19 protein-coding genes are annotated in these 20,049 nt (G+C 52.0%); 2 read left to right on the forward strand and 17 right to left on the reverse strand.

What is annotated here, in order from left to right:
• Nucleotides 1-4: 4 nt before the first annotated feature.
• The 3 genes from FZ040_RS09030 to FZ040_RS09040 all read right to left on the reverse strand — a co-directional run bounded on the left by FZ040_RS09030 (nucleotide 5) and on the right by FZ040_RS09040 (nucleotide 3,713).
• Nucleotides 5-1,024 carry a substrate-binding domain-containing protein gene (locus FZ040_RS09030; protein WP_149171695.1) on the reverse strand — a complete coding sequence of 340 codons (1,020 nt, stop codon included), beginning with the start codon at nucleotides 1,022-1,024 and terminating at the stop codon, nucleotides 5-7.
• A gap of 12 nt (nucleotides 1,025-1,036) precedes the next feature.
• Nucleotides 1,037-2,734: a methyl-accepting chemotaxis protein gene (locus tag FZ040_RS09035; protein WP_187620296.1), complete on the reverse strand. Its 1,698-nt coding sequence runs from the start codon at nucleotides 2,732-2,734 to the stop codon at nucleotides 1,037-1,039.
• A gap of 304 nt (nucleotides 2,735-3,038) precedes the next feature.
• Nucleotides 3,039-3,713: a Crp/Fnr family transcriptional regulator gene (locus FZ040_RS09040; RefSeq protein WP_081342301.1), complete on the reverse strand. Its 675-nt coding sequence runs from the start codon at nucleotides 3,711-3,713 to the stop codon at nucleotides 3,039-3,041.
• 194 nt (nucleotides 3,714-3,907) lie between these two features.
• On the opposite strand from FZ040_RS09040, the gene FZ040_RS09045 reads away from it, so the two are divergent.
• The gene (locus FZ040_RS09045) at nucleotides 3,908-5,251 is read left to right on the forward strand and encodes an MFS transporter (RefSeq protein WP_149171697.1); all 1,344 of its coding nucleotides are present in this window, start codon (nucleotides 3,908-3,910) and stop codon (nucleotides 5,249-5,251) included.
• A 93-nt stretch (nucleotides 5,252-5,344) separates the two neighbouring features.
• Complete coding sequence (gene moaC / locus FZ040_RS09050; RefSeq protein ID WP_149171698.1) at nucleotides 5,345-5,827, forward strand: cyclic pyranopterin monophosphate synthase MoaC; 483 nt, start codon at nucleotides 5,345-5,347, stop codon at nucleotides 5,825-5,827.
• Nucleotides 5,828-5,888: 61 nt separating this feature from the next.
• On the opposite strand, the gene deoC is transcribed toward moaC, so the two are convergent.
• The 14 genes from deoC to FZ040_RS09120 all read right to left on the reverse strand — a co-directional run bounded on the left by deoC (nucleotide 5,889) and on the right by FZ040_RS09120 (nucleotide 19,954).
• Entirely contained in the window at nucleotides 5,889-6,542 is a 654-nt protein-coding gene (deoC, locus tag FZ040_RS09055) for a deoxyribose-phosphate aldolase (RefSeq protein WP_149171699.1), read from the reverse strand.
• A 90-nt stretch (nucleotides 6,543-6,632) separates the two neighbouring features.
• Entirely contained in the window at nucleotides 6,633-7,565 is a 933-nt protein-coding gene (locus FZ040_RS09060) for a sugar-binding transcriptional regulator (protein WP_149171700.1), read from the reverse strand.
• A 34-nt stretch (nucleotides 7,566-7,599) separates the two neighbouring features.
• Nucleotides 7,600-8,310, reverse strand: coding sequence for an NlpC/P60 family protein (locus FZ040_RS09065; RefSeq protein ID WP_149171701.1), 711 nt, complete (start codon nucleotides 8,308-8,310; stop codon nucleotides 7,600-7,602).
• A gap of 125 nt (nucleotides 8,311-8,435) precedes the next feature.
• Entirely contained in the window at nucleotides 8,436-9,725 is a 1,290-nt protein-coding gene (locus FZ040_RS09070) for an ammonia-forming cytochrome c nitrite reductase subunit c552 (RefSeq protein ID WP_149171702.1), read from the reverse strand.
• The gene (locus tag FZ040_RS09075) at nucleotides 9,718-10,206 is read right to left on the reverse strand and encodes a cytochrome c3 family protein (RefSeq protein WP_149171703.1); all 489 of its coding nucleotides are present in this window, start codon (nucleotides 10,204-10,206) and stop codon (nucleotides 9,718-9,720) included. Before FZ040_RS09075 ends, FZ040_RS09070 begins: the two co-directional genes overlap by 8 nt.
• Nucleotides 10,207-10,378: 172 nt before the next feature.
• Nucleotides 10,379-12,478, reverse strand: coding sequence for a cytochrome c biogenesis protein CcsA (gene ccsA, locus FZ040_RS09080; protein ID WP_149171704.1), 2,100 nt, complete (start codon nucleotides 12,476-12,478; stop codon nucleotides 10,379-10,381).
• Between the two features lie 13 nt (nucleotides 12,479-12,491).
• Nucleotides 12,492-12,863 (reverse strand): cytochrome c maturation protein CcmE domain-containing protein, encoded by a 372-nt coding sequence (locus FZ040_RS09085; protein WP_149171705.1) that lies wholly within the window; start codon nucleotides 12,861-12,863, stop codon nucleotides 12,492-12,494.
• On the reverse strand, nucleotides 12,860-13,516 hold the full coding sequence (locus FZ040_RS09090; protein WP_149171706.1) for a cytochrome c biogenesis protein: 657 nt from the start codon (nucleotides 13,514-13,516) through the stop codon (nucleotides 12,860-12,862). Before FZ040_RS09090 ends, FZ040_RS09085 begins: the two co-directional genes overlap by 4 nt.
• A gap of 24 nt (nucleotides 13,517-13,540) precedes the next feature.
• Nucleotides 13,541-14,212 carry a heme exporter protein CcmB gene (locus FZ040_RS09095; protein WP_149171707.1) on the reverse strand — a complete coding sequence of 224 codons (672 nt, stop codon included), beginning with the start codon at nucleotides 14,210-14,212 and terminating at the stop codon, nucleotides 13,541-13,543.
• Nucleotides 14,184-14,813, reverse strand: coding sequence for an ABC transporter ATP-binding protein (locus FZ040_RS09100; RefSeq protein ID WP_149171708.1), 630 nt, complete (start codon nucleotides 14,811-14,813; stop codon nucleotides 14,184-14,186). Before FZ040_RS09100 ends, FZ040_RS09095 begins: the two co-directional genes overlap by 29 nt.
• Before the next feature lie 3 nt (nucleotides 14,814-14,816).
• Nucleotides 14,817-15,497: a Crp/Fnr family transcriptional regulator gene (locus tag FZ040_RS09105; RefSeq protein ID WP_149171709.1), complete on the reverse strand. Its 681-nt coding sequence runs from the start codon at nucleotides 15,495-15,497 to the stop codon at nucleotides 14,817-14,819.
• 197 nt (nucleotides 15,498-15,694) lie between these two features.
• Nucleotides 15,695-17,329, reverse strand: a complete 1,635-nt coding sequence (hcp, locus tag FZ040_RS09110) for a hydroxylamine reductase (protein WP_149171710.1) — start codon at nucleotides 17,327-17,329, stop codon at nucleotides 15,695-15,697.
• Between the two features lie 197 nt (nucleotides 17,330-17,526).
• Entirely contained in the window at nucleotides 17,527-18,048 is a 522-nt protein-coding gene (locus tag FZ040_RS09115; protein ID WP_187620297.1) for a hypothetical protein, read from the reverse strand.
• A gap of 196 nt (nucleotides 18,049-18,244) precedes the next feature.
• Nucleotides 18,245-19,954, reverse strand: a complete 1,710-nt coding sequence (locus FZ040_RS09120; RefSeq protein ID WP_149171711.1) for a methyl-accepting chemotaxis protein — start codon at nucleotides 19,952-19,954, stop codon at nucleotides 18,245-18,247.
• Nucleotides 19,955-20,049: the final 95 nt, after the last annotated feature.

Below are 20,049 nucleotides of genomic sequence, written 5' to 3' on the forward strand. Positions count from 1 at the left end.
GCTGTTATTTCACTTCACTGAGATTATCCTTATCGATAATCATCGGCGTGCAAAGGTACGCCGGGACAACAATTACCCCGTTGTTATACGATTTGACATCGTTGATATCCGGCTGGGTGCCTTCGACCACGGCTTTAATCATGCGGACGGTCTTGGCCACCAAAAGTTCCGGTGATTTATAAATCGTAATGGTCTGCTTGCCGCTCCGGATAGCATCGAGTGCCTGACTCTCCGCATCCTGACCGGTCAGCAGTGGCATTTCGCTATAGCCGCCCTTGGCGAGTGCATCGCGGATGCCGCCCGCCAGGCCATCATTCGGGGAAAGCACGACGTCAAGTTTAACGCCAGCGTCCGGCCCCTGCAGGAGCTTCGTCATACGCTCCGTTGCCCCTTCAGGCTTCCAGCCTTTGATTGCTACCTGGTCAAAACTCGTTTCCTTCGAGGGGATGATGAGCTGGCCTTTATCAATATAAGGTTTCAGCACTTCCATCGCGCCATCGTAGAACACATGCGCATTGTTATCCGCTGGGTCACCAGCAAAGATTTCCATATTGAACGGGCCTGCTCCCGTCTTCAGCTGAAGTTTTGCCTCGATGTATTCGCCCATGGCCTGCCCCACGGCCAGATTATCAAACGACGCATAATACGATACGGCATCGGTATTCATAATCAGACGGTCAAAGGCAATGACTGCCACTTTTTTCTCCTTGGCTTCTGACAGCACATCTTTGAGTGCCGTGCTGTCAACTGCTCCGATAACCAGGCATTTCGGGCTCTCGGCCAGCTGTTTTTTGATCTGGTCAATCTGCTGCTCCGGCGTATCGGCAAACTGCAAGTCCACCGTATAGCCTTCTTTTTCGAGCATTTCTTTAATGGTCTGGCCGTTTTTCTGCCAGCTGCTTGACGAGTTGGCAAAGGCCACGGCTACTTTTTTGTTATTGGTATCGCTGCTGCCACAACCTCCAAGCACCAATGTGCTGATGACCAAGAGCGCCAGGCAGAGTATCGTGATAATTTTCTTCATTGCAAGGTCTCCTTAAATCTTGAACTTCGCCGCCGACTCGGAAAGCTCTTCGGCCAGGCTGGCCAGGTTGCGGCTGGCATTGGCCACTTCGTCCATGGCCGCCGACTGTTCCTCGGTTGCCGCCGATACCGACTGCGTCTCCGACGCTACATCGTGACCGGATTTATTGATGCCTTCCATCACACCGACCAGTTCTTCGGCCTTAGCCGTGGATTTGCGTGCCTCCATGAGAATATCATCCGCATGTTTGGTCAAATTGGAAACGGCAGTTGAAATCGACTCAAACGCACTGCCGGCCTTCGAAACGACTTCACGGCCGCTCTTGACATCTTCCGTGCCCTTCTGCATGCGCATAACTGCCTGCTCCGTATCCTTCTGGATGGTCGTGATGAGTTCCGAAATCTTCTGCGCCGCCGTATTGGATTCCTCGGCCAGCTTGCGGACTTCATCAGCCACAACAGCGAAGCCGCGGCCGGCATCGCCCGCACGGGCTGCCTCAATAGCCGCATTGAGCGAGAGCAGATTGGTCTGCTCGGCGATGCCCGAAATCGTAACCGAAATCTGGCCTATTTCCTCCGAACGCTCTGCCAGCTTCTTGATAACCTCCGCCGAATCGGTTACCGAGTCAGCAATTTCGGCCATCTGGTCCACAGCACCGGCAATCGCATTCTTGCCCTCGGCGGCAATGCCTTCCACATTGCGGGCCGCATCAGCTGACGAAGATGCCTTATCCTGAAACCCATGAAGGCTGTCCGACATTTCTTGAATATCAGCCAGTGACTTGCTGACGGATTCGCCCTGAACGCTGGTATTTCCCGCTACATTCGTAATCGACACCGCCACCTGCTGGGTCGCCTGTGCCGATTGGCTGGCATTTTCCGTCAGCTGGTTAGCAAACGTCGACACTTCATCCGACGTCTGCTGGATATTCTTAATCAGTGCACGCAAATTCTTGATGGTGTCACCATAGGCCGCTGTAAGCTGGCCAAATTCATCCTGCGTCTTGGCCACTGCCTCAACCGTAAGGTTGCCGGCTGCCACTTCCTTCGAAACCGCCATGAGGTACTGGATGGACTTCATAATGGAAGAACTCAGGTAGAACGCCATAAAACCAGAAAGCAATACCACGAACAAAATGCAGACAATCAACGTCCATTTCGTCTGTTCGTATTTCTTGGATGCCTCAGCACTTTCCTTATGGATGAAATCCTTGCTGCTGTCGACAACGCGGTTGAGCTTATTCGTCATATCGGCATACTGCCCATTTGACTGGTCAAGCAGTTTGATTGCCTCATCCTTCTTGCCATCTTTGGACAGCTTGATGATTTCTTTGGTGTTCTGCTTATACTTTTCCCAAGTGCCGCGCATGTTATTGAAATCATCGCGGACATCGGGAGCTACAGCCGGCTCAATGGTGTCAAAAGCAATATCGAGCTGGTCGGCTTTCTTTAGCGTTTCCTGCGCCGCATGAATGCGGTTCGGCAGCGTCGTCGCCGTTACGACAGCATACTCTCCCTGACGATAATCCGCCAGCGTACGGCTGCTTTCCACACCAGCCAGCACACTGGAAAGATGTTCGGTCGCGATGCGCAATGCACCGCTGTTAATACTGTTCAGACTATACCCCGTATAGAGCCCATTAGCAAAAAAGATTGCAATGAGCACGCCAAAAACAAAAAACAATTTCTGACGGATGGTCAACTTGTCCACATTACCCACTCCTTACCTGTTGATAACCTTTTCTAATTATATCATAAAAAATAAGCATTTACTTCAAAATACGTAAAAATAAACCAAGAAATTTGAAGTATTTTCACATTTTTGTTCTCGTTTTTCTGCAATTTCACTCTCCTTCCCCCTTATTCCCTATTTTTCCATCTGTTCAATCCGTTAAGCGTTTTCTGCATACAAAAAAGCTATACGCTAACGATAATAGATTGTCTGGCTGCAATCAATACCGTTGCCTATAGCTTGTAACATAGTTTCGCTTCGCTTATCTTTTTTGTTCAACTGCTCATTCGATATTACAAACTTCCCGGCCGCAATTCTCACATTGGATAGCTTCTTTCAGGTAATCCAGGTCTTTGATGAAAATCAAATGACCGCGATATTCAATAATCCCTGCCTTGCGAAGTTCACTTAGCATGCGATTGAGACTCTCCCGGGCTGTTCCCGAATAGTTTGCCAATTCCTGATTCGTGAGCGGCACGGAAATCAGAATGCCGCCATCCACTTCCTTGCCATAACTGTTGGACAGGCGAATCAGCGTCGAATACAGGGCCCCCTTTTTCCCGTACAGGACAAGATCACGGAATTTCGAATGCTGTTTCCGCATATGCGCACTGATCAGTTTGAGCAGATTTACCGCCAGCTGCGGCTTTTTCTCGAGATACGCCTGCAATACCGGAAACTCAATGGCATAGACCTCCGCCGCACTCTGCGCCACAGCATTGAAGATATAGACGGGATTGCTCTCGTAGAGCGGCAGTTCACCGATTATGCTGCTGCGCGTTGCCAGCCGCAGGCTGAGCACCCGTCCCGACGATGCGTATTTCGTGATAAAAATCTGACCAGTCCGCACAATGTAGAAATATTTGGCCGGATTCCCTTCATGAAACAGGTACTCTCCATCATGAAGCATGACAACTTTGCCGGGGATTTCATAAAGCTGCCGGACTAACGATTCCATAGATTCCATGGCACTTACCTCATTTCCTATTTCTACTAATAGTTTACTAAAAAAAAGCTATTTTACCTGTAACATTTATCACAGTATCCGTGAGATTTGTTACTTACAGCTTGATGTTTTTTAATTATACTTGATGTAAATCATAAACTGGTTTGTGCGTATTTATTATTCTTTTAATCGACAGGAGTATGATTATGTCAGAAAACAATGTATTGCAGGTGCTCGGCGATAAGCCAAGCCGCCAGGAAATCCTGGCTCACTGGGAACCAGAAAACGAAGCATTCTGGAATGCCTTTGGCCAAAAGATTGCCAAGCAGAATCTCTACACCTCGACCTGGGCACTTACCCTATCGTTTGTCGTTTGGACGCTCTGGGCGACGATTGCCGCCAAGCTCAACGCCGTTGGGTTTCATTTTACCGATGAACAGATTTTCACTCTGGCAGCCCTGCCGGGACTCGTTGGTGCCACGGGCAGGCTTCTCTACACGTACCTTCCCGGACTAATCGGCGGCAAAAATTCCACCTTTATCACCACAGCCCTGCTGCTGCTCCCCATCATCGGGCTCGGCAATGCCCTGCAGGATACCACAACTTCCTACGATACCTTTGTACTGCTCGTATCCTTTATCGGCATCGCTGGCGCAAACTTCTCGGCATCGATGGCCAACATCGGCTTCTTCTTCCCCAAAGCCCATAAAGGTCTTGCCCTCGGCATCAATGCCGGCGTCGGCAACCTCGGCGTTTCCCTCATCTATCTGACGGCACCGCTTCTGCTGGGCTGGAACCTCTCCTCCTTTTTCGGACCGGGTCTCATAACCACCGATGGCACGCCACTTTTCCTGCAAAACGTCTGCTATTTCTGGGCGATTCCTACGATCCTCACGCTGGTGCTTATCTGGCTGTTCATGGACAATCTGCCGCTGCCCAAACAAAGTCCCAAATCCATTTTTTCGATTTTTGGCAATAAACACACCTGGCTCATGTGCTGGATTTATACCTGCGGCTTTGGCTCCTTCATCGGCTTTTCCGCCGCGTTGGGACTGCTCGTCACCAAAGAATTTCCGGAAATCTCTTTCTCCATGGCCTCTTTCCTCGGACCGTTTATCGGTGCCAGTGTCCGCCCGCTCGGCGGCTGGCTGGCCGATAAAATCAACAGCGGTTCCCGCATCACCCTGCTGTCGCTGTTTGTCATGCTCGCGGCCAGCCTGGCAGTTCTCGCCGGAATCCAGTCCCACAATTTCATGATTTTCTTTGGTGCGTTCCTGCTGCTGTTCCTGACAACCGGTTTTGTCAACGGAGCTTCGTTCCGCATGATTCCCTATATCTTCAACAATCCCTTCCACTCCTCGCTGGTCACAGGATTCACCGCAGCCATTGCCGCCTACGGCGCTTTCCTGATTCCAAAGATTTTCGGCTGGTCCTACTCCAATTTCCAAAGCGTAACACCAGCCTTTTACCTGCTCATCGCCTTTACGGCCAGCACCATTTTGATTACCTGGTGGTTCTATGACCGCAAAGGCTCTGGAATGAACTGCTAAAACAAAAGCCTTCCCCTGCACGGAGAAGGCTTTTGTTTCGCAGTAAATCCTGTTACAATATTGCTAGCTGTAAGAAAAAGGAGACGATATTGTATGGACCCACGCACAGGTCTTACCCATTTTGACGAGGAAGGACAGGCCATCATGGTTGATGTCAGCGGCAAACAGGAAACGAGCCGCACGGCCATTGCTACGGGACGCATAAAAGTCAATCAGGCCGTCTATGATGCCATTGAGCAAGGAACCGCGAAAAAAGGCGATGTGCTCGGCGTCGCCCGCGTCGCCGGCATCATGGCCGCCAAATCCACGAGTTCGGTCATCCCGCTCTGCCATCCACTGCCCATTGCCAAATGCAGTGTTGACTTCACGATGCTGCCCGGCGAATGCGCCGTTGAGGCCAAAGCGACCGTCAAGGTAACCGGCCAGACCGGAGTCGAAATGGAAGCACTTCATTCCGTCAGCGTTGCCCTGCTGACCATCTACGATATGTGCAAAGCCATCGACAAACGCATGGAAATCCAGTATATCCACCTCGATAAAAAGACCGGTGGCAAAAGCGGCGAATTTATCCGCTGAGAAAAATGCACAAAAAAATTCCGTTGCTCTGCCAAAGCGGAGCAACGGAATTTTTTATTTCTTACAGTTCGTCCTTCAGGACTTTAACTGCTGCGCTTGCGCCTAAACGGCAGCAACCAGCATTGATATAAGCTTCCATCTCTTCGCGCGTATGAATGCCGCCAGCAGCTTTCATGCCGACATTTTCATTGATATGCTTCTTGAAGAGGGCAATGTCTTCCAGCGTTGCACCAGCCGTACCAAAGCCCGTGGAGGTCTTGATGATATCAGCACCGCTCTCATTGACACATTTGCAAGCTGCGATTTTCTCTTCTTCCGTGAGGAAGCAGGTCTCAACGATAACCTTGAGTACGCGGTCACCGCAGACGCGTTTGAGTGCACGAATCTCTTCCGTAACATAGTCCGTCTCACCAGCTTTGAGCATGCCGATGTTGATGACCATATCGATTTCTACCGCACCATCAGCCAAAGCCTGTGCCGTCTCGGCAATCTTAGCAGCCGTGTTGCAGTTACCATTCGGGAAACCAACCACCGTTGCAATCTTCAGTGCATCGCCATATTTCGCCTTGATGCGCGGGATAAAGCAGGACGGAATCATGACCGTAGCTGCCTGATATTTTACAGCCTCATCACAGATACGCTGGATATCCTCCCAGGTAGCCGTCTGCTTCAGCAACGTATGGTCAACACGAGACATAATTTCCTTTGCGTTCATTTACAATTCCCCTTTCTCGGTATTGCATTCTTTACAATTCATATTATAATCCCGCTGTGAAATTTTGTAAATACGTTTTTGAAACTTTTTTCAAACTAGCATTTTCGCCGTATGCTGGTCAGTAATAAATGCCGTGGCAAAACCACCTTTGAGCGCCGCCCGGATTGCAGACAGGCGGTGCTTGCCGCCCGCGAGCATAATCCGCTGCGGTTTAGCCTTCAAATCTTCGAGCGCAATCCCTACGGTGCGCTCATCCACATGCGGTGCGCAGATTTCGCCCTGCTCGTTGTAAAACCGCGAGCACACATCGCCTACGGCATGGCGCTGGATAAACTTGCACTCTTCATCGTTGATATAATAACCGAGGTGGAATATGGTCGATTCCTTGCTGGCGGAACCAACTGTAAACACGGCAATATTGGCATCACGCCCCAGCTGCAAAATATTCCGGATGAATTTATCCTGGGATACGATGTCTTTGACTGCCACCGTATCAAACATCACCGGCAGCGGCAGATAATACCCCTGGGCCGAATAGGCCTGCGTAAACAGGTCGAGGATTTCCTGCGCATAAGTCCGGTTGTTGTTGAGGCTGATACCGCCTTTTAATTCGACGATTTTCGCATGCGGCATATTCTTGGCGGGCAGGCGTTTTGCCATCTCGTAGAGGATTTCTCCCCAGCCCACCCCAACGATATCATTATCTTTAATGATATCGCTGAGATATTCGGCCGCTACTGCGCCAATTGCCTTTTTCTGCTCGAGTTCCGTCTCCATGGGTGCGGCTGCTATTTTAACATAATCCAGCCCATATTTTTCCCGCAGCCGTTCCGCCAACGCTGTCATGCTTTCGGTGGGGTCAATAATCTTGATTTCCACATAGCCCTGTTCCTTGGCATGACGCAGCAGCCGCGAAACTGTTGGCCGCGACAAATTAAGGGTTTCCGCAATCTTCTGCTGACTCATATCGGATTCATAGTATAACTTGGCAACCGCAATACTCTGTCCGTCTTTACTTTCCATCCGCTACTCCTCTCAAGTTATACTGCGTTTACGTTTATTTCCCCGTATACCGATACACTTCGGTCCAGCTGCGCCCATAAGCACTGTAATAGTCGATTTCGCCGCCCTGGTCACCGGTACGCCAGCTGCCGCCACGCGGGTTATTTACGCCGCGGGCCTCAACGGTTTTGCCATTGCCAATATAGATGGCCACATGCGAATCCGGTTTGCAAAGGATATCGCCCCGTTTGAGATTGTCTTTGACTGCCGCCCAGGAATAGCGCGTAAATCCGCCGATTCGCTGCATGTCCGGCCAAATCGTATCCGCATCGCCGGTTTCCTGTTTGCCATTATACAAGCGGTAATAGTCCGGATTCTGCCGCCAGGCCGCAATGATTGGAAAACCTGCATGATCAAGTGCATGATAAACCAGTGACGAGCAGTCATAATCCGGGCCTTCCCGCGAACCCGTATACGGGCAGCTGGCCGTAGCATTTTCAGCTCCCTGGGAATAACCATGACTTGGGTCATCGGCGATAGCCATCGCCCACTGCACCGCCGTCTCGATATCGGCCTGCTGGCTGGCCGCTTCCGCCTTCGGTGCCTTTATCATATCCCTGCCGGCTTCGGCCTCCGCCTGTACCAGCTTGACGCTTTTTTGAACGACCTGACTGGCTGCCGGATTATCATTGCCAAAGCTTCCGCTCGCTACAAGACCGGCTGCCCCTAAGAGCAGCGCGCCTATCCCATACCATCTCTTTTTCATTTCTATCCCTCGCTTCCTGCTGTAGTTGTTCTTTTATCCTTATATTATACCATATCTTTATGAAACCTTTCGCAAAACAAAAACTGTGAGACAGCTATTTCTGCCTCACAGTTCTTTGCTTATTCTTATAAACTTCCCTTGGCAATCGCATTGGCCTGGGCAATTGCAGTATGCGCCTTATCGATTGACAAACCGAGTACGCGCAGCTGTTTGTCCGGATTATGGAAGCCCATGCTGCTCTCGGCAGCTACAAAATCCCAATACCACTGAGCTTCGCGCAGCGTCTGACGGGCGTCTGCGAGCTGCTCATCGGTTGCGCCGGCATCCATCGCCGCCTTGATTGCCTGATGGGCTTTGGCTACGGTCTGCCCGGCAATGCGCTGCAGCTTGAACGTGTTGTCCCCAATCGTCTTAACGCGCTTGGTCAGCGTCTCAGCGCTTTCCTGATGGCATTTCTGGCACGATTCCTGCGGCGTCAGCAGCGGATTGGTCATCCAATGCGAGGTGTATTTCTGACCATCCTTGCGCATATACGGCATATGGCAGTCGACGCAGGTAACCCCATTCATCGCGTGAATCGAATCCTGCCAGGTCTCGTAATCCGGGTGCTGGGCTTTGAGCATTGGCGTCTTGGAATCTGCATGAATCCAGTCCTGCTTAAATCCGCCCGCATGCCCATCCTGATAATACTGGTAGATTTCCTCGGCGTCAAAACCATTGTCCCACGGCTCAACGACGCGGCCATCTTCCTTGGCGAAGTAATATTCGTTATGGCACTGGCCACAGACATACGCGCGCATTTCGTTATGCGACGCCTTGCTGATGTCTACGCCACGGCGGGCCATAGCCTCGACAAAGCCCTGCTGATAAACACGCAATTCCATCGTCTCAGGGTCATGACAGCTCGAGCAGCCAAACCATTCATCATCTTTAATCGGAGCGGCAATCTCATCAAATGGCTTCGTAGCAAAATCCCAACCGCTCTCCTTGAAATAAACATCATACATGTAGGAACTCTTGCAGACGATACACGAGCCCTTCTGACCAGGGCGGCGTTTCGATTCTAAAATATCAATGCCTGCATAGGTATGACCACGGTCATCATCATACTGCAGCGCAAACTTATAGCCCTTGAAGTTCTCGATTGCCTCCGGCTGTTCCTTCAGATGATCCACCTTATCAGAACCGCCATAACCGGTCGGCGATGGATGCATCTCATTGTTCTTCATAAAGGACTCGTACTCAAGCGGGTAAGCATCCTTATACCCATCCTTTGTTAGTTGCTGGTCCTTAGGAATCTTCGCCAGTTTCACGCTGTCGTCATTCGGTGCTGCACCGATGCGAACCACGATAAAGCCGAAGAATATGAGGCAGACCGCTGCAATTCCCGCTAAAATCTTCTGTAGCTTACTCAACTTTTATCCCCCCTTCAAGATGGTTCGCGCCATGAGCGATACTGCTATGGCATTTCATGCAGTCCGCGCCAGTGTCGAGGTCAACACCAATCTGCGCATGAACATTCTTCATGGTATTCTCGTGACAGCGCAAGCAATTCGCATTGACTGTCTTCTTGCCATCCGCCGACAGCTTGATATGGGCCGGATAATCCCGCATCACCTCATGATAGGTGTCCACCATGCCGGTTCTCCCCTTCTCCATCAGGTAGATAGCCATGTTGTCATGGGGCAAATGGCAATCCGTACATTCCAGCTTGCTGTGCGTTGACTCAGCAAACGTCCAGGCTTCTGTCTTCATCGCATGACAAGTGCCGCAAAACTCAGGACTGCCCGAAAACGACATCATCGCCGCGCCAAAGCCACAAGCCGCCACACCAATGACGAATCCTCCCGCCAGACATGCCAACGTATGCTTTTGAAAAAGCTGTTTGAAATCCACTTCCGCTCCCCTCCTCTCACTTACGAAAATTATATCATTTGTCAAATTTATGTGATGTTGCTCACGCAACCTTTTGTCAGACTTTTTTCACTTATAAAAATTATTCTCGTAAAAAAATCCGGCGGCTCCATTACGAACCGCCGGACTATTGCTATTCCCGGATTATATTGTCTTATTTTTTGACTGCAGCCAGTGTTCCCACACAGACCAGCACACTGCCAAGCCACAACATCCAGATGAACGGTTTGGTGCTGATGCTGGCGGTTATGGCCTGCTGCGTTTCAGTTTCCAGCGACGGCAGGATTTCCAGCCGCGCCTGTTTCTGATCCGCTGAGACGCCGGTCAGGCGCACGCGTTTCTTGCCGCCGAAGACATCGACAGGCTTTGAGGTACCGCCCTCAAGCGTTGCCTGTATCGCCGGCTCGACACGCTCAATCGTTTCGCCATCCGTCACGGCAATCGCGGCCGTGACCAGCATTCTGCCGCCGCCCTGTTCCTCCATCTTGGCGCCCTCATAGCGATAAGCATAGAGATCATCCATTGCCATGCGGCCATGCTTTAAGATGAGTTCCTGACGGCCACTGTCCTTGGGTGGCGTTGGGGCGATGTAGATATCGCCCGCCAGCGTTTTGTCAATAGCCGGTTCGCGAGCCGCATCCTCGCCATTGGCGTGAAGTTTTGTCAGCGCACGCACCTCACGCCCATCGACCGTATAAATGTAGTACTTGGCACTCATATCATCGGCAAACTGCTGCCCTTTATAAACAATCTCATGACCGTATAGGGTTACCGGTTCGCCGACATTCAGCTCCCGCGAAGTGCTCTGGCTGCCACTGCCCGCCAGCACAATTGCCAACAGCGAAAGTCCCAGGCCAAAATGCGCTGCCATTCCGCCGAATCCCAGCGCTTTTTTTCGCCAGCTCAGTACCGATGCCGCCGCCCCAAGGACTGCCGCCCCTGCTAAGACAATCGGCAACAGCTGGCGAACGCCGGCCAGCCAGGAAATTCCCGCACCAGCGGCAAAGAAAATACCGAGCATCCTGCCCGCCACGATTTTACTGCCGTCCCCATAACGATGCAGGCAGGCAAAAGCGATACAGAACATCATGACAATTGCCAGCGGCAAAGTCGTACGCACATAAAAATCCGTATCGACAGCGGCCGGCCGGCCCACAAGCTGCGTCAAGAGCGGCATCGACATGCCAAGGAAAATCACCGCGGCAATAAAGACCAGCACCAGCGCACCCAGCAAAACAATAAACTCGCGGCTGTTATAGCCCGGATACATCTCGCCCTTCGGCAGTTTATTCGCCCGCACCGTCAGCAGGAGCAACCCGCTGACGAGAACGATGGCGTTGACTACGGCAATCGTCATGCCAATGCTCGTGCCACTGAAGGAATGCACCGAAAAGTCACCAAGAATGCCGCTGCGCGTCAGGAAAGTGCCATAGAGCACCAACGAAAACGCGAACACCGCCGCGAGGTGAACCATCGAAAGAACCGCCTCACGAACTCTGGCCACGCGCAGGACATGGATGAAGATACCGGCCACGAGCCAGGGAACCAGCGAGGAATTTTCCACAGGGTCCCACCCCCAGAAGCCGCCCCAGCCCAGCACTTTATAGGCCCAATAACCGCCGATAAAGATGCCGGCACCGAGGAATGCCCAGGCCACCAGCGTCCACCGGCGCGCTTGTTCGAGCCACTGCTTCGCCTTTTGATTCTCGATGAGCGCCGCCGCCGAGCAGGCAAAGGGAACGGCGAGCAAAGCGTAGCCAATAAAGATAACCGGCGGATGAATTGCCATCCACGGGTCCTGTAAAAGCGGATTGAGCCCAACGCCATTTTCGACCGCAGCCTCCTGCGGCAAGAACGGGCTCTTCGCCATGACCAGAAATGCCAGCAGCGCCTGCAGGAACATATACACCGCCATGCCCACAGACGTAAGCCGCTGGCGAAAACTCAGCATAACGCCTGCCACGGCATGAATCAGCAGCCACAGCAGGAACGACCCCTGCTGGCCAGCCCAAAAAGCTGAGAACTTGTACACCGCTGGAAGCTCAGCGGAGGAATAACTTGCCACATAAGCAATCTCGAAGTGATTGCCGAAAATAAGCCACATCAAATAACCGCTGGCACCAGCCGCCCCTGCAAGTGACAGCAGCGTAAAGAGCCGCCCCCAGCGTTCCAGGCGCTCAGCACGGGTGGCATAGCAAAGCAGCGCGCATAGGGACAGTGCCAAGGTCACTGCTAAAAATATCGTTCCTATCAACCGAGAATCCCTCCTACTTTTTCCCCTGCTGTTCGTACTTCGACGGGCATTTTATGAGCAGCTTATCCGCCTGAAATGCGCCATCCTTATACTTTCCCACGGCAACAATATGGTGCGCCTCATCAAATTGGTCTGGTTTTGCCCCATGATAGCGCACGGGCATCGTCTCGCCCGTATCTTCATCGCGGAGCGTAAAGACAAAATAATCCCCTTCCATATGTGGTGCCTCAGCCGACTCAGCCAGCAAGCCTTTGACCTGAACACTGCCTGAGGCCTTCTGCGCCTCCGCGATGCCGACGTACGGCGTAACCGAATCGACAAAGCTGTAGCCGGCATAACCGAGAAACGCCAGGATAAGAATCCCCAGCAATATTTTGCGATTCATGCTAATACCTCCTTATCCCGGCCGCTAACACTTTTTCGCACCAGCCAGGCATAAATAAGTGTCGCATCCAGCAGCCCAACCAGCAGTGTTGCAAGCATCACTGGTTCCATTGCTACCGAACCACTGCCATTGATAACCGGCGATGGATGCAGGGAAAAAAACAACCGCGGAATGATAAACACCAAAAACGGCACAGTCAAAAAAGAAAACAAGGCATAGACGGCCGACACCCGCGCCCGGCGCGTTGGTTCCGGCATGACCGCCCGTAGCGTCAAATATGCCCCATAAATCAGGAGCAGTACAAAAATCGTCGTCTGCCGCGGGTCCCAATTCCAATAAGCCCCCCAGGTCAGCTTAGAGAAAACCGCCCCGCTGACCGTTGCGAGCACGACAAAAATCAACCCGAATCTGGCCGACGCCGCACTTAGCGCATCAAAGCGCATATCCCGACGCCGCAGATAGCCTGCGCCCCAGCCGGCACTCATGAGAAAAGCCAGTACCGACACCCAGGCCACCGGAATATGGAAAAATGCAATGCGCACATAATTTCCCAGCCCCTGCGCTGGCGGCACTACCCAAAAGACAAGATAGAGCAGCACCACCGTCAACAAGCCAATACCTGCCAACAGATAATTTCCCTGTTTCAATTTCATCCACCCCATACTCATAGAAGGCATTCAGTCTTCATACCAAAGATAATCAAACAAAAGCGAAGCACCAACGGCCAGGATAAGGTCATAAAGTCCCATACCGACGAGGTACGAACCTGCACTATCCCCGCCGCCAAAGGCAGCGGCCGAAAGTGAAATAGCCGGCAAAAAAACCGGCAGGATAACCGGCAGCATCAATATCGAAAACAAGCCGCCATGAACGCTCGCCCCTGTCGTCAGCGCCGCAATCAAGGTACCGGCGGCCGCAATACCGCCGCAGCCCAGCAGCAAAGCAACGGTCAAAAGGCCCGGTGCCGTAACCGTCACGTCTAAGAGCAGCACGAACAGTGGCGTAATAAAGGCAGCCAGCGCCACCATGAGGAAAAACGTATAGAGCATCTTGCCCATAAGCACAGCCTGCGATGGGCCATAGATGCGAAGTGCCAGCAGCGTTCCCGCCGTGTCTTCATCGGCAAAGACGCGGTCAGCACCAGCCAGTGAAGCAAAGAACAGGATAACCCATAAGAGCGCCGCAAGCAGCCTTGGCTCAAGCGTCCCGCCCTGCAAGGCCATACTGACACAGGCCAGCGTCGTCAGCGAAAACATCAGCATCGCAGCCCAAGCGGCCTTGAAGCGCAAGCCAACCACCAATTCTTTCCGAAAGACGAGCTTAATGCCCTGCCAGCTTGATTGCTGCATCAGCTGCCGCCTCCTCCCGTTCGTCATTGGTCGCCCAACATACCAGGCGCCCCTCATCAGCCGCCTGACGAGCCTCGCGGAGAATAAGCTTCCGGCCTGCCGCATCGAGATTGGCCCCCGGCTCATCGAGCAGCCAGATATCTGCCCCCGATGCCAACAGCACCGCCAGCTTCAAACGCTGACGCATACCAGTCGAAAACTCCCCAGCAAACGCTGTACCGATTTCTTTTTCCCGCAGGCCTACGCGTTCGAGCAAGGCCTGATACGCTGTCTCATCAAGCGCTCTCCCCCTGAGTCCCAGCAAGAAATCCATATTTCCCCTGGCGGTAAGGCGCGGATAGAAGCGCAGCTCCGGCGTCACCATCGCCAGTCGGCGGCGCAGGCTGTCTCCCACCAGTTCTCTGCCATCCGCCATAACCACGACCCGCCCCGCCGTCGGCAGTAATAGATGGGCCGCCAGTTTTAGCAGCGTCGATTTGCCACTGCCATTTTGACCGGTCACGGCCACTATCCGCCCGCTGGCAAGTTCCGCCTGAATAGGACCAAATATCGTCCGGCCATGGAATCTCTGTATAACCTCTTCAAACCGTATCGTCACCATAGCTCAGCACCCAATCCGTTCCTTGTTAAGCTGCAGCCAGTCTTCACCAACCACCAGCATGCCTTCGGCTTTCATCGCCGCAATCTCCCGCGTCAGCGCACTGCGGTTGCACTCGATTTCCTTGGCAAGCTGTACGCGGCCGGGAACCTTTACCTGCTCGCAGTGGCAGCGACCCTGCCGCTGCAACAGATAGACAATCAGCCGCTCACGCAGTGTTTTTTGCGATAAGAGCTGAATCTTTTCCATCATCATGACATTCTTGCTGCAAAATGCCTCCAACAGATTCCGCATAACCATCCCATGCGTATGCCCCAGCTTGGGTCCCGCCACCAGCAGTGCTCGATACGGCACCCAAAGCACGATTATATCGGTAAGTGCCTCAATTGACGTATTATTATTGAGCTGAAACTGCGGCAAGATTGCCGAAGCACTGCCCATCATCCCACCGCGTTCGAGTTTATGACCAATCGACTCATTGCCAAAGCGGTCTTCGGCAATAACCTGTGCCTGCCCCTCAACGACTACCCCAATATTGGCATTCGGCTCATAGGCTTTTAGAATCCGCGTATGCTTTGCGTAGCGCTTAACCGACGCACCAGTGCTCTGAATAAAGCGCTCCACTTCCTCCGCCGAAACATCGCGGAACAGTGGCAACTCCTGCAAATCCAGCTGATAGCCGTTCATTCAATCCCCTCCTCATTTCCGCTGTAATTGGCCTAATTATAGCACTTATAATCACATACTTATGTTGCATCAGCAACTCTTTATAGCCATTATTCTACTCGTTCCCACAAAATCCTGCCTTGGTCATTTGCACAAAAAGGCAGCCCATTATCATGGACAAAACCACAATAACAGACTGCTTATAGCATTGGCCAAGCTTAGCCAATCATCTTTTTGATATCGTCTTCTACGGTCGTAATGCCGCCAATGCCGAAATTCTCCACGAGAACTTTGGCCACATTCGGGGACAGGAATGCCGGCAGCGTCGGGCCGAGGTGAATGTTCTTGACGCCGAGATGCAGCAGTGCCAGCAGGACGATAACTGCCTTCTGCTCATACCAGGCAATATTGTAGGCAATCGGCAGCTCGTTGACATCCTCAAGACCGAATACTTCCTTAAGCTTCAAGGCGATGAGCGCGAGACTGTAGGAATCGTTGCACTGGCCGGCATCGAGCACGCGCGGGATACCGCCGATATCGCCAAGATTCATCTTGATGTATTTATATTTTGCACAGCCAGCCGTAAGGATAACCGTATCCTGCGGCAAGGCTTTGGCAAATTCGGCATAATAGTCGCGGGACTTCATGCGGCCATCGCAGCCAGCCATGACGACAAACTTCTTGATTGCACCGGATTTTACTGCTTCAACGACCTTGTCGGCAACAGCAAAGACCTGCTCATGGGCAAAGCCGCCAACGATCTGCCCCTGCTCGAGTTCCGTCGGCGCTGCACACTTCTTTGCCATTTCAATAACCGGACCAAAATCCTTCGTCCCATCAGCCTTGGCAGCAATATGCTGGCAGCCCGGCACGCCCGTAGCTCCCGTCGTGAACAGGCGGTCCTGATACGATGCCTTCGGCGGCACAACGCAGTTCGTCGTCATGAGAATCGGGCCGTTAAACGACTCAAACTCCTCTTTCTGTTTCCACCAGGCATTGCCGTAGTTGCCCGCAAAATTCTCGTACTTCTTGAACTTTGGATAGTAATGAGCCGGCAGCATTTCGCCATGGGTGTAAACATCGACACCCGTGCCCTGCGTCTGCTCCAAGAGCATCTCAAGATCCTTAAGGTCATGACCCGAAATCAAAATTCCAGGATTCTTGCGCACGCCAAGATCAACTTTTGTGAGTTCCGGATTGCCATAAGTTTCCGTATTGGCTTTATCCAAAAGTGCCATACCATCGACACCCCATTTACCCGTTTCGAGCGTCAATGCCGTGAGGTCATCGCCCGTCAGGCTGTCATCGAGGAGTTTGGCCAGTGCCGACTGCGCAAAAGCGTCGATAGCCTCATTCTCATAGCCAAGGACATTAGCGTGTTTCTGATACGCTGCCAGGCCCTTGAGTCCATAGGTGATAAGCTCGCGCAGACTGCGGATATCCTCGTTCTCCGTCGCAAGAACGCCAACCTTGGCAGCTTTGGCATCAAAGCCGTCTTCCGTATCATTCCAAAGCGCTGCCTCGGGCAGATTTTCGCGATTGGCAAGACCTGCGAGCAGTTCCATCTTAACGGCCAACGTGTTTTTGATGCGCGCTACGATAGCTTCGCGGTCAAAATTGGCATTGGTAATCGTCACAAACAGATTCAACGTAATCTGGTGATTGACCTCTGCTGCCACTTTCTTACCTTCAGCGCGCAGACGCGTCGTGACTGCCGCCAACCCTTTCGTTACATAGATAAGGAGGTCCTGCATTGCCGCAACTTCCGGCTTCTTACCGCAGACACCCACCTGCGTGCAGCCCTTGCAGCCTGCCGTCTCCTGGCACTGATAACAAAACATCTTGTTTTCCATAAAATATCTCTCCTTTTCCGCCTGTGTTGCATTCGGAACCATAATACCCAAACCATATCGTTTGCTCTTCCTGACAAATCCAATTATAGCGGAGCCCCTTCCTGCAGGCTGTAACATTCGCTACAGGTATTCCTGACGCACAAAAAAAGACCCTCCTCAAACTGAGGAAGGTCAAAGTAAACGCTTCATTTTACACATTACGCACCAATGTCGACTCTGCTGCCAGCTTGTTTCTGGAAGTCTGCAAACTGCGTATAGGCTTTCTGCCGGGCCTGCATGATTTGCGCATTAACCTGCTGGAAACCACTCTTGCCGAGATTCGTCTCCGTGCCGAAATTCGATACCCGCGTAATGTCCGCCGTTGCTTTCATGCCCTTGGACAGGTTCTGTGCGCCTTGTTCCGCATCGGCTTTGATTTGCTGCTGGAACTTGCTGGAGCCAAGCTTGGTCTCATTGCCGAAGTTCGAAACTTCGTAATAAGACTTGCTGCGGTCCATCAGCATAGCAGTCTTGCTTTCACCAATGTTGATTATCGTGGAGTTCGCTTGCTGAAAAGCACTGCTGCCCAGTTTCGTCTCATTTCCAAAATTGGAAACTTTTGTATACGAAGCCGCTGCTTCACTATGCTCCTTCGCTACCTGTTGTCCCCTCGCGGTTACCTCGCGGTTCATTTGAGGGAAACTGGTCAGCGTCGTGATGCTAACCGCCGATATACCCATGATTATCCCTCTCTTTCCTTGTACATTTCCTTAATCCGTTATTCAATAGGTATATTTTCCTATCTACATTATAATATCACTTCCGGCTTTTTTCAATAGGTTTATCGTTGATTTGAAATTGTTTTAATTTGTTTACATTTATAAAAAAGGCGGTTCTTCCCGGCATAACCAGGAAGAACCACCTTCATGTATTGAATTAGAATTTGAATTTTGCCAACGCTTCCTGCTGTTTCTGGGCCAGAACTGCTAACGAATCACTGGCTGAAGCAATTTCCTGTGCCGAAGCGGACTGCTCCTCCGTGGCAGCCGATACAGCCTGCATCTCTGATGCTACCTGATTGCTGTATTCGCTGATGTTGGCCACTTCCGTCGTGATAGCTGCCGACTCTGCCGCCATTGCCTCAACAGCCTCATCCACCGTCTGAATCTGCTGCGATACGCCGTTAACGAGGCCATTGATTTCCTCGAACATCGAGCGCAGGCCTTCTACCGAACGCGCACCGGCCACAACCGCTTCGCGGCCATTACGCATCGAATCAACGGCATCCTCCGTATCACGCTGTATGTCCTTGATAAGACGGGCAATCTTTTCTGCCGATTCCTGGGACTCATGGGCCAGTTTGCTGACCTCTTCGGCAACTACCGTGAAACCGCGGCCATGCTCACCAGCACGGGCAGCCTCGATAGCAGCATTGAGTGCCAGCAGATTCGTCTGCTCAGCAATACCGGCCATCGTGTCGACAATTTCGCCAATTTCTTTCGAACGTTCACCCAGACGGTCAACGACCTCTGCCGAACCATTTACCGTTTTTTCAACGCTGCGAATCTGTTCAACCGATTCGCCGATAGCTACCGAACCATCGGCAGCGCGGCGGGCTGCCGATGCTGAATTGTCGGCAACTTTTGCCGACTGGGATTTTACATGGCTTACAGCCTGCTGTACGCGCTCAACCGACTCGTTGCTCTTGACAACAGCTTTCTGCTGGTCTTCGACCGAGTTTACGACATCCGAAGCCGACTGCGCAACCTGGGTCGAAGCCTGCGCTGCCTGATTGGAGCTTGCCGTAAGCTCCTCCGACGATGCGGCCAGCTGCTCGGACGATTCGCTGACATTGCGCATGAGTTTCGTGAGTTCGCCGCGCATCTGCCCCAACGCGCGGAGCATCTGGCCCAGCTCATCTCCGCGGTCAATCACCCCCTGATTGGCCATCCGGAAATCACCGTCACGCATCCTGTTGCAGGCAGTTACCGCTTTGCCCAACGATTCCGTAATATCGCGGATAATAATGACCGAAAGGCCGCCCAGAATGACGAATGCCACCAGCACCAGAATCATCGAGAAGGTAATCTGGTGACTGTTTCTATCCTTGATGTCGTTGTTGAGGTTTTCAGCGTTGTCATCGGCCACCTGACGCAAGCCCTGCAAGCTCTTGAGCAGGTCTTTTACCGTCGTGTTCTCGATTTTCTTATACGCCGTCCAGGCTTCCGCCTGCTTGCCTTCAGCTACCAAAGACTTAACATTCTGGACTTCCTTCATGTATTTTGCCCACAACGCTTCCGTATTCGGAATTTCTGCAGCTGCCCGTTCGGACTTCATGCCGATGACTTTGTACTTCTCCCAGTTTTCATTGTATTTGTTGATGCGTTCGTCCAAAGCCTCCTCGATGGCTTTGTCTTTCGGGTCAAGGATATGCTTGACAACGTTCATCTGAACGCCGCGCATCAGACTCATTTCCGAGCCCATCCAACGCGTGGCTTTCAGCTTATTGCTATACATATCTTCGATATCGGTGCTGGCCTTGCTCATTCCGTTATAACTTGAAATGCCCAATGCAGCCATACCGATAATCCCCACAAGTACCAAGACAAGAATCTTGTACCCCATTTTGATGTCTTTCAATCTCATTTTCTCACACTGCCTTTCTGCAGTGGTCCTACTTTCCCAGCTAGTCCCACTTTTCCGTTAATCATCTTTCTCTTCCCCAAAAAGATTGCATTGCC

Origin of the sequence: Pseudoselenomonas ruminis (assembly GCF_008271295.1) — a bacterium.
GTDB lineage: Bacteria > Bacillota > Negativicutes > Selenomonadales > Selenomonadaceae > Selenomonas_A > Selenomonas_A ruminis.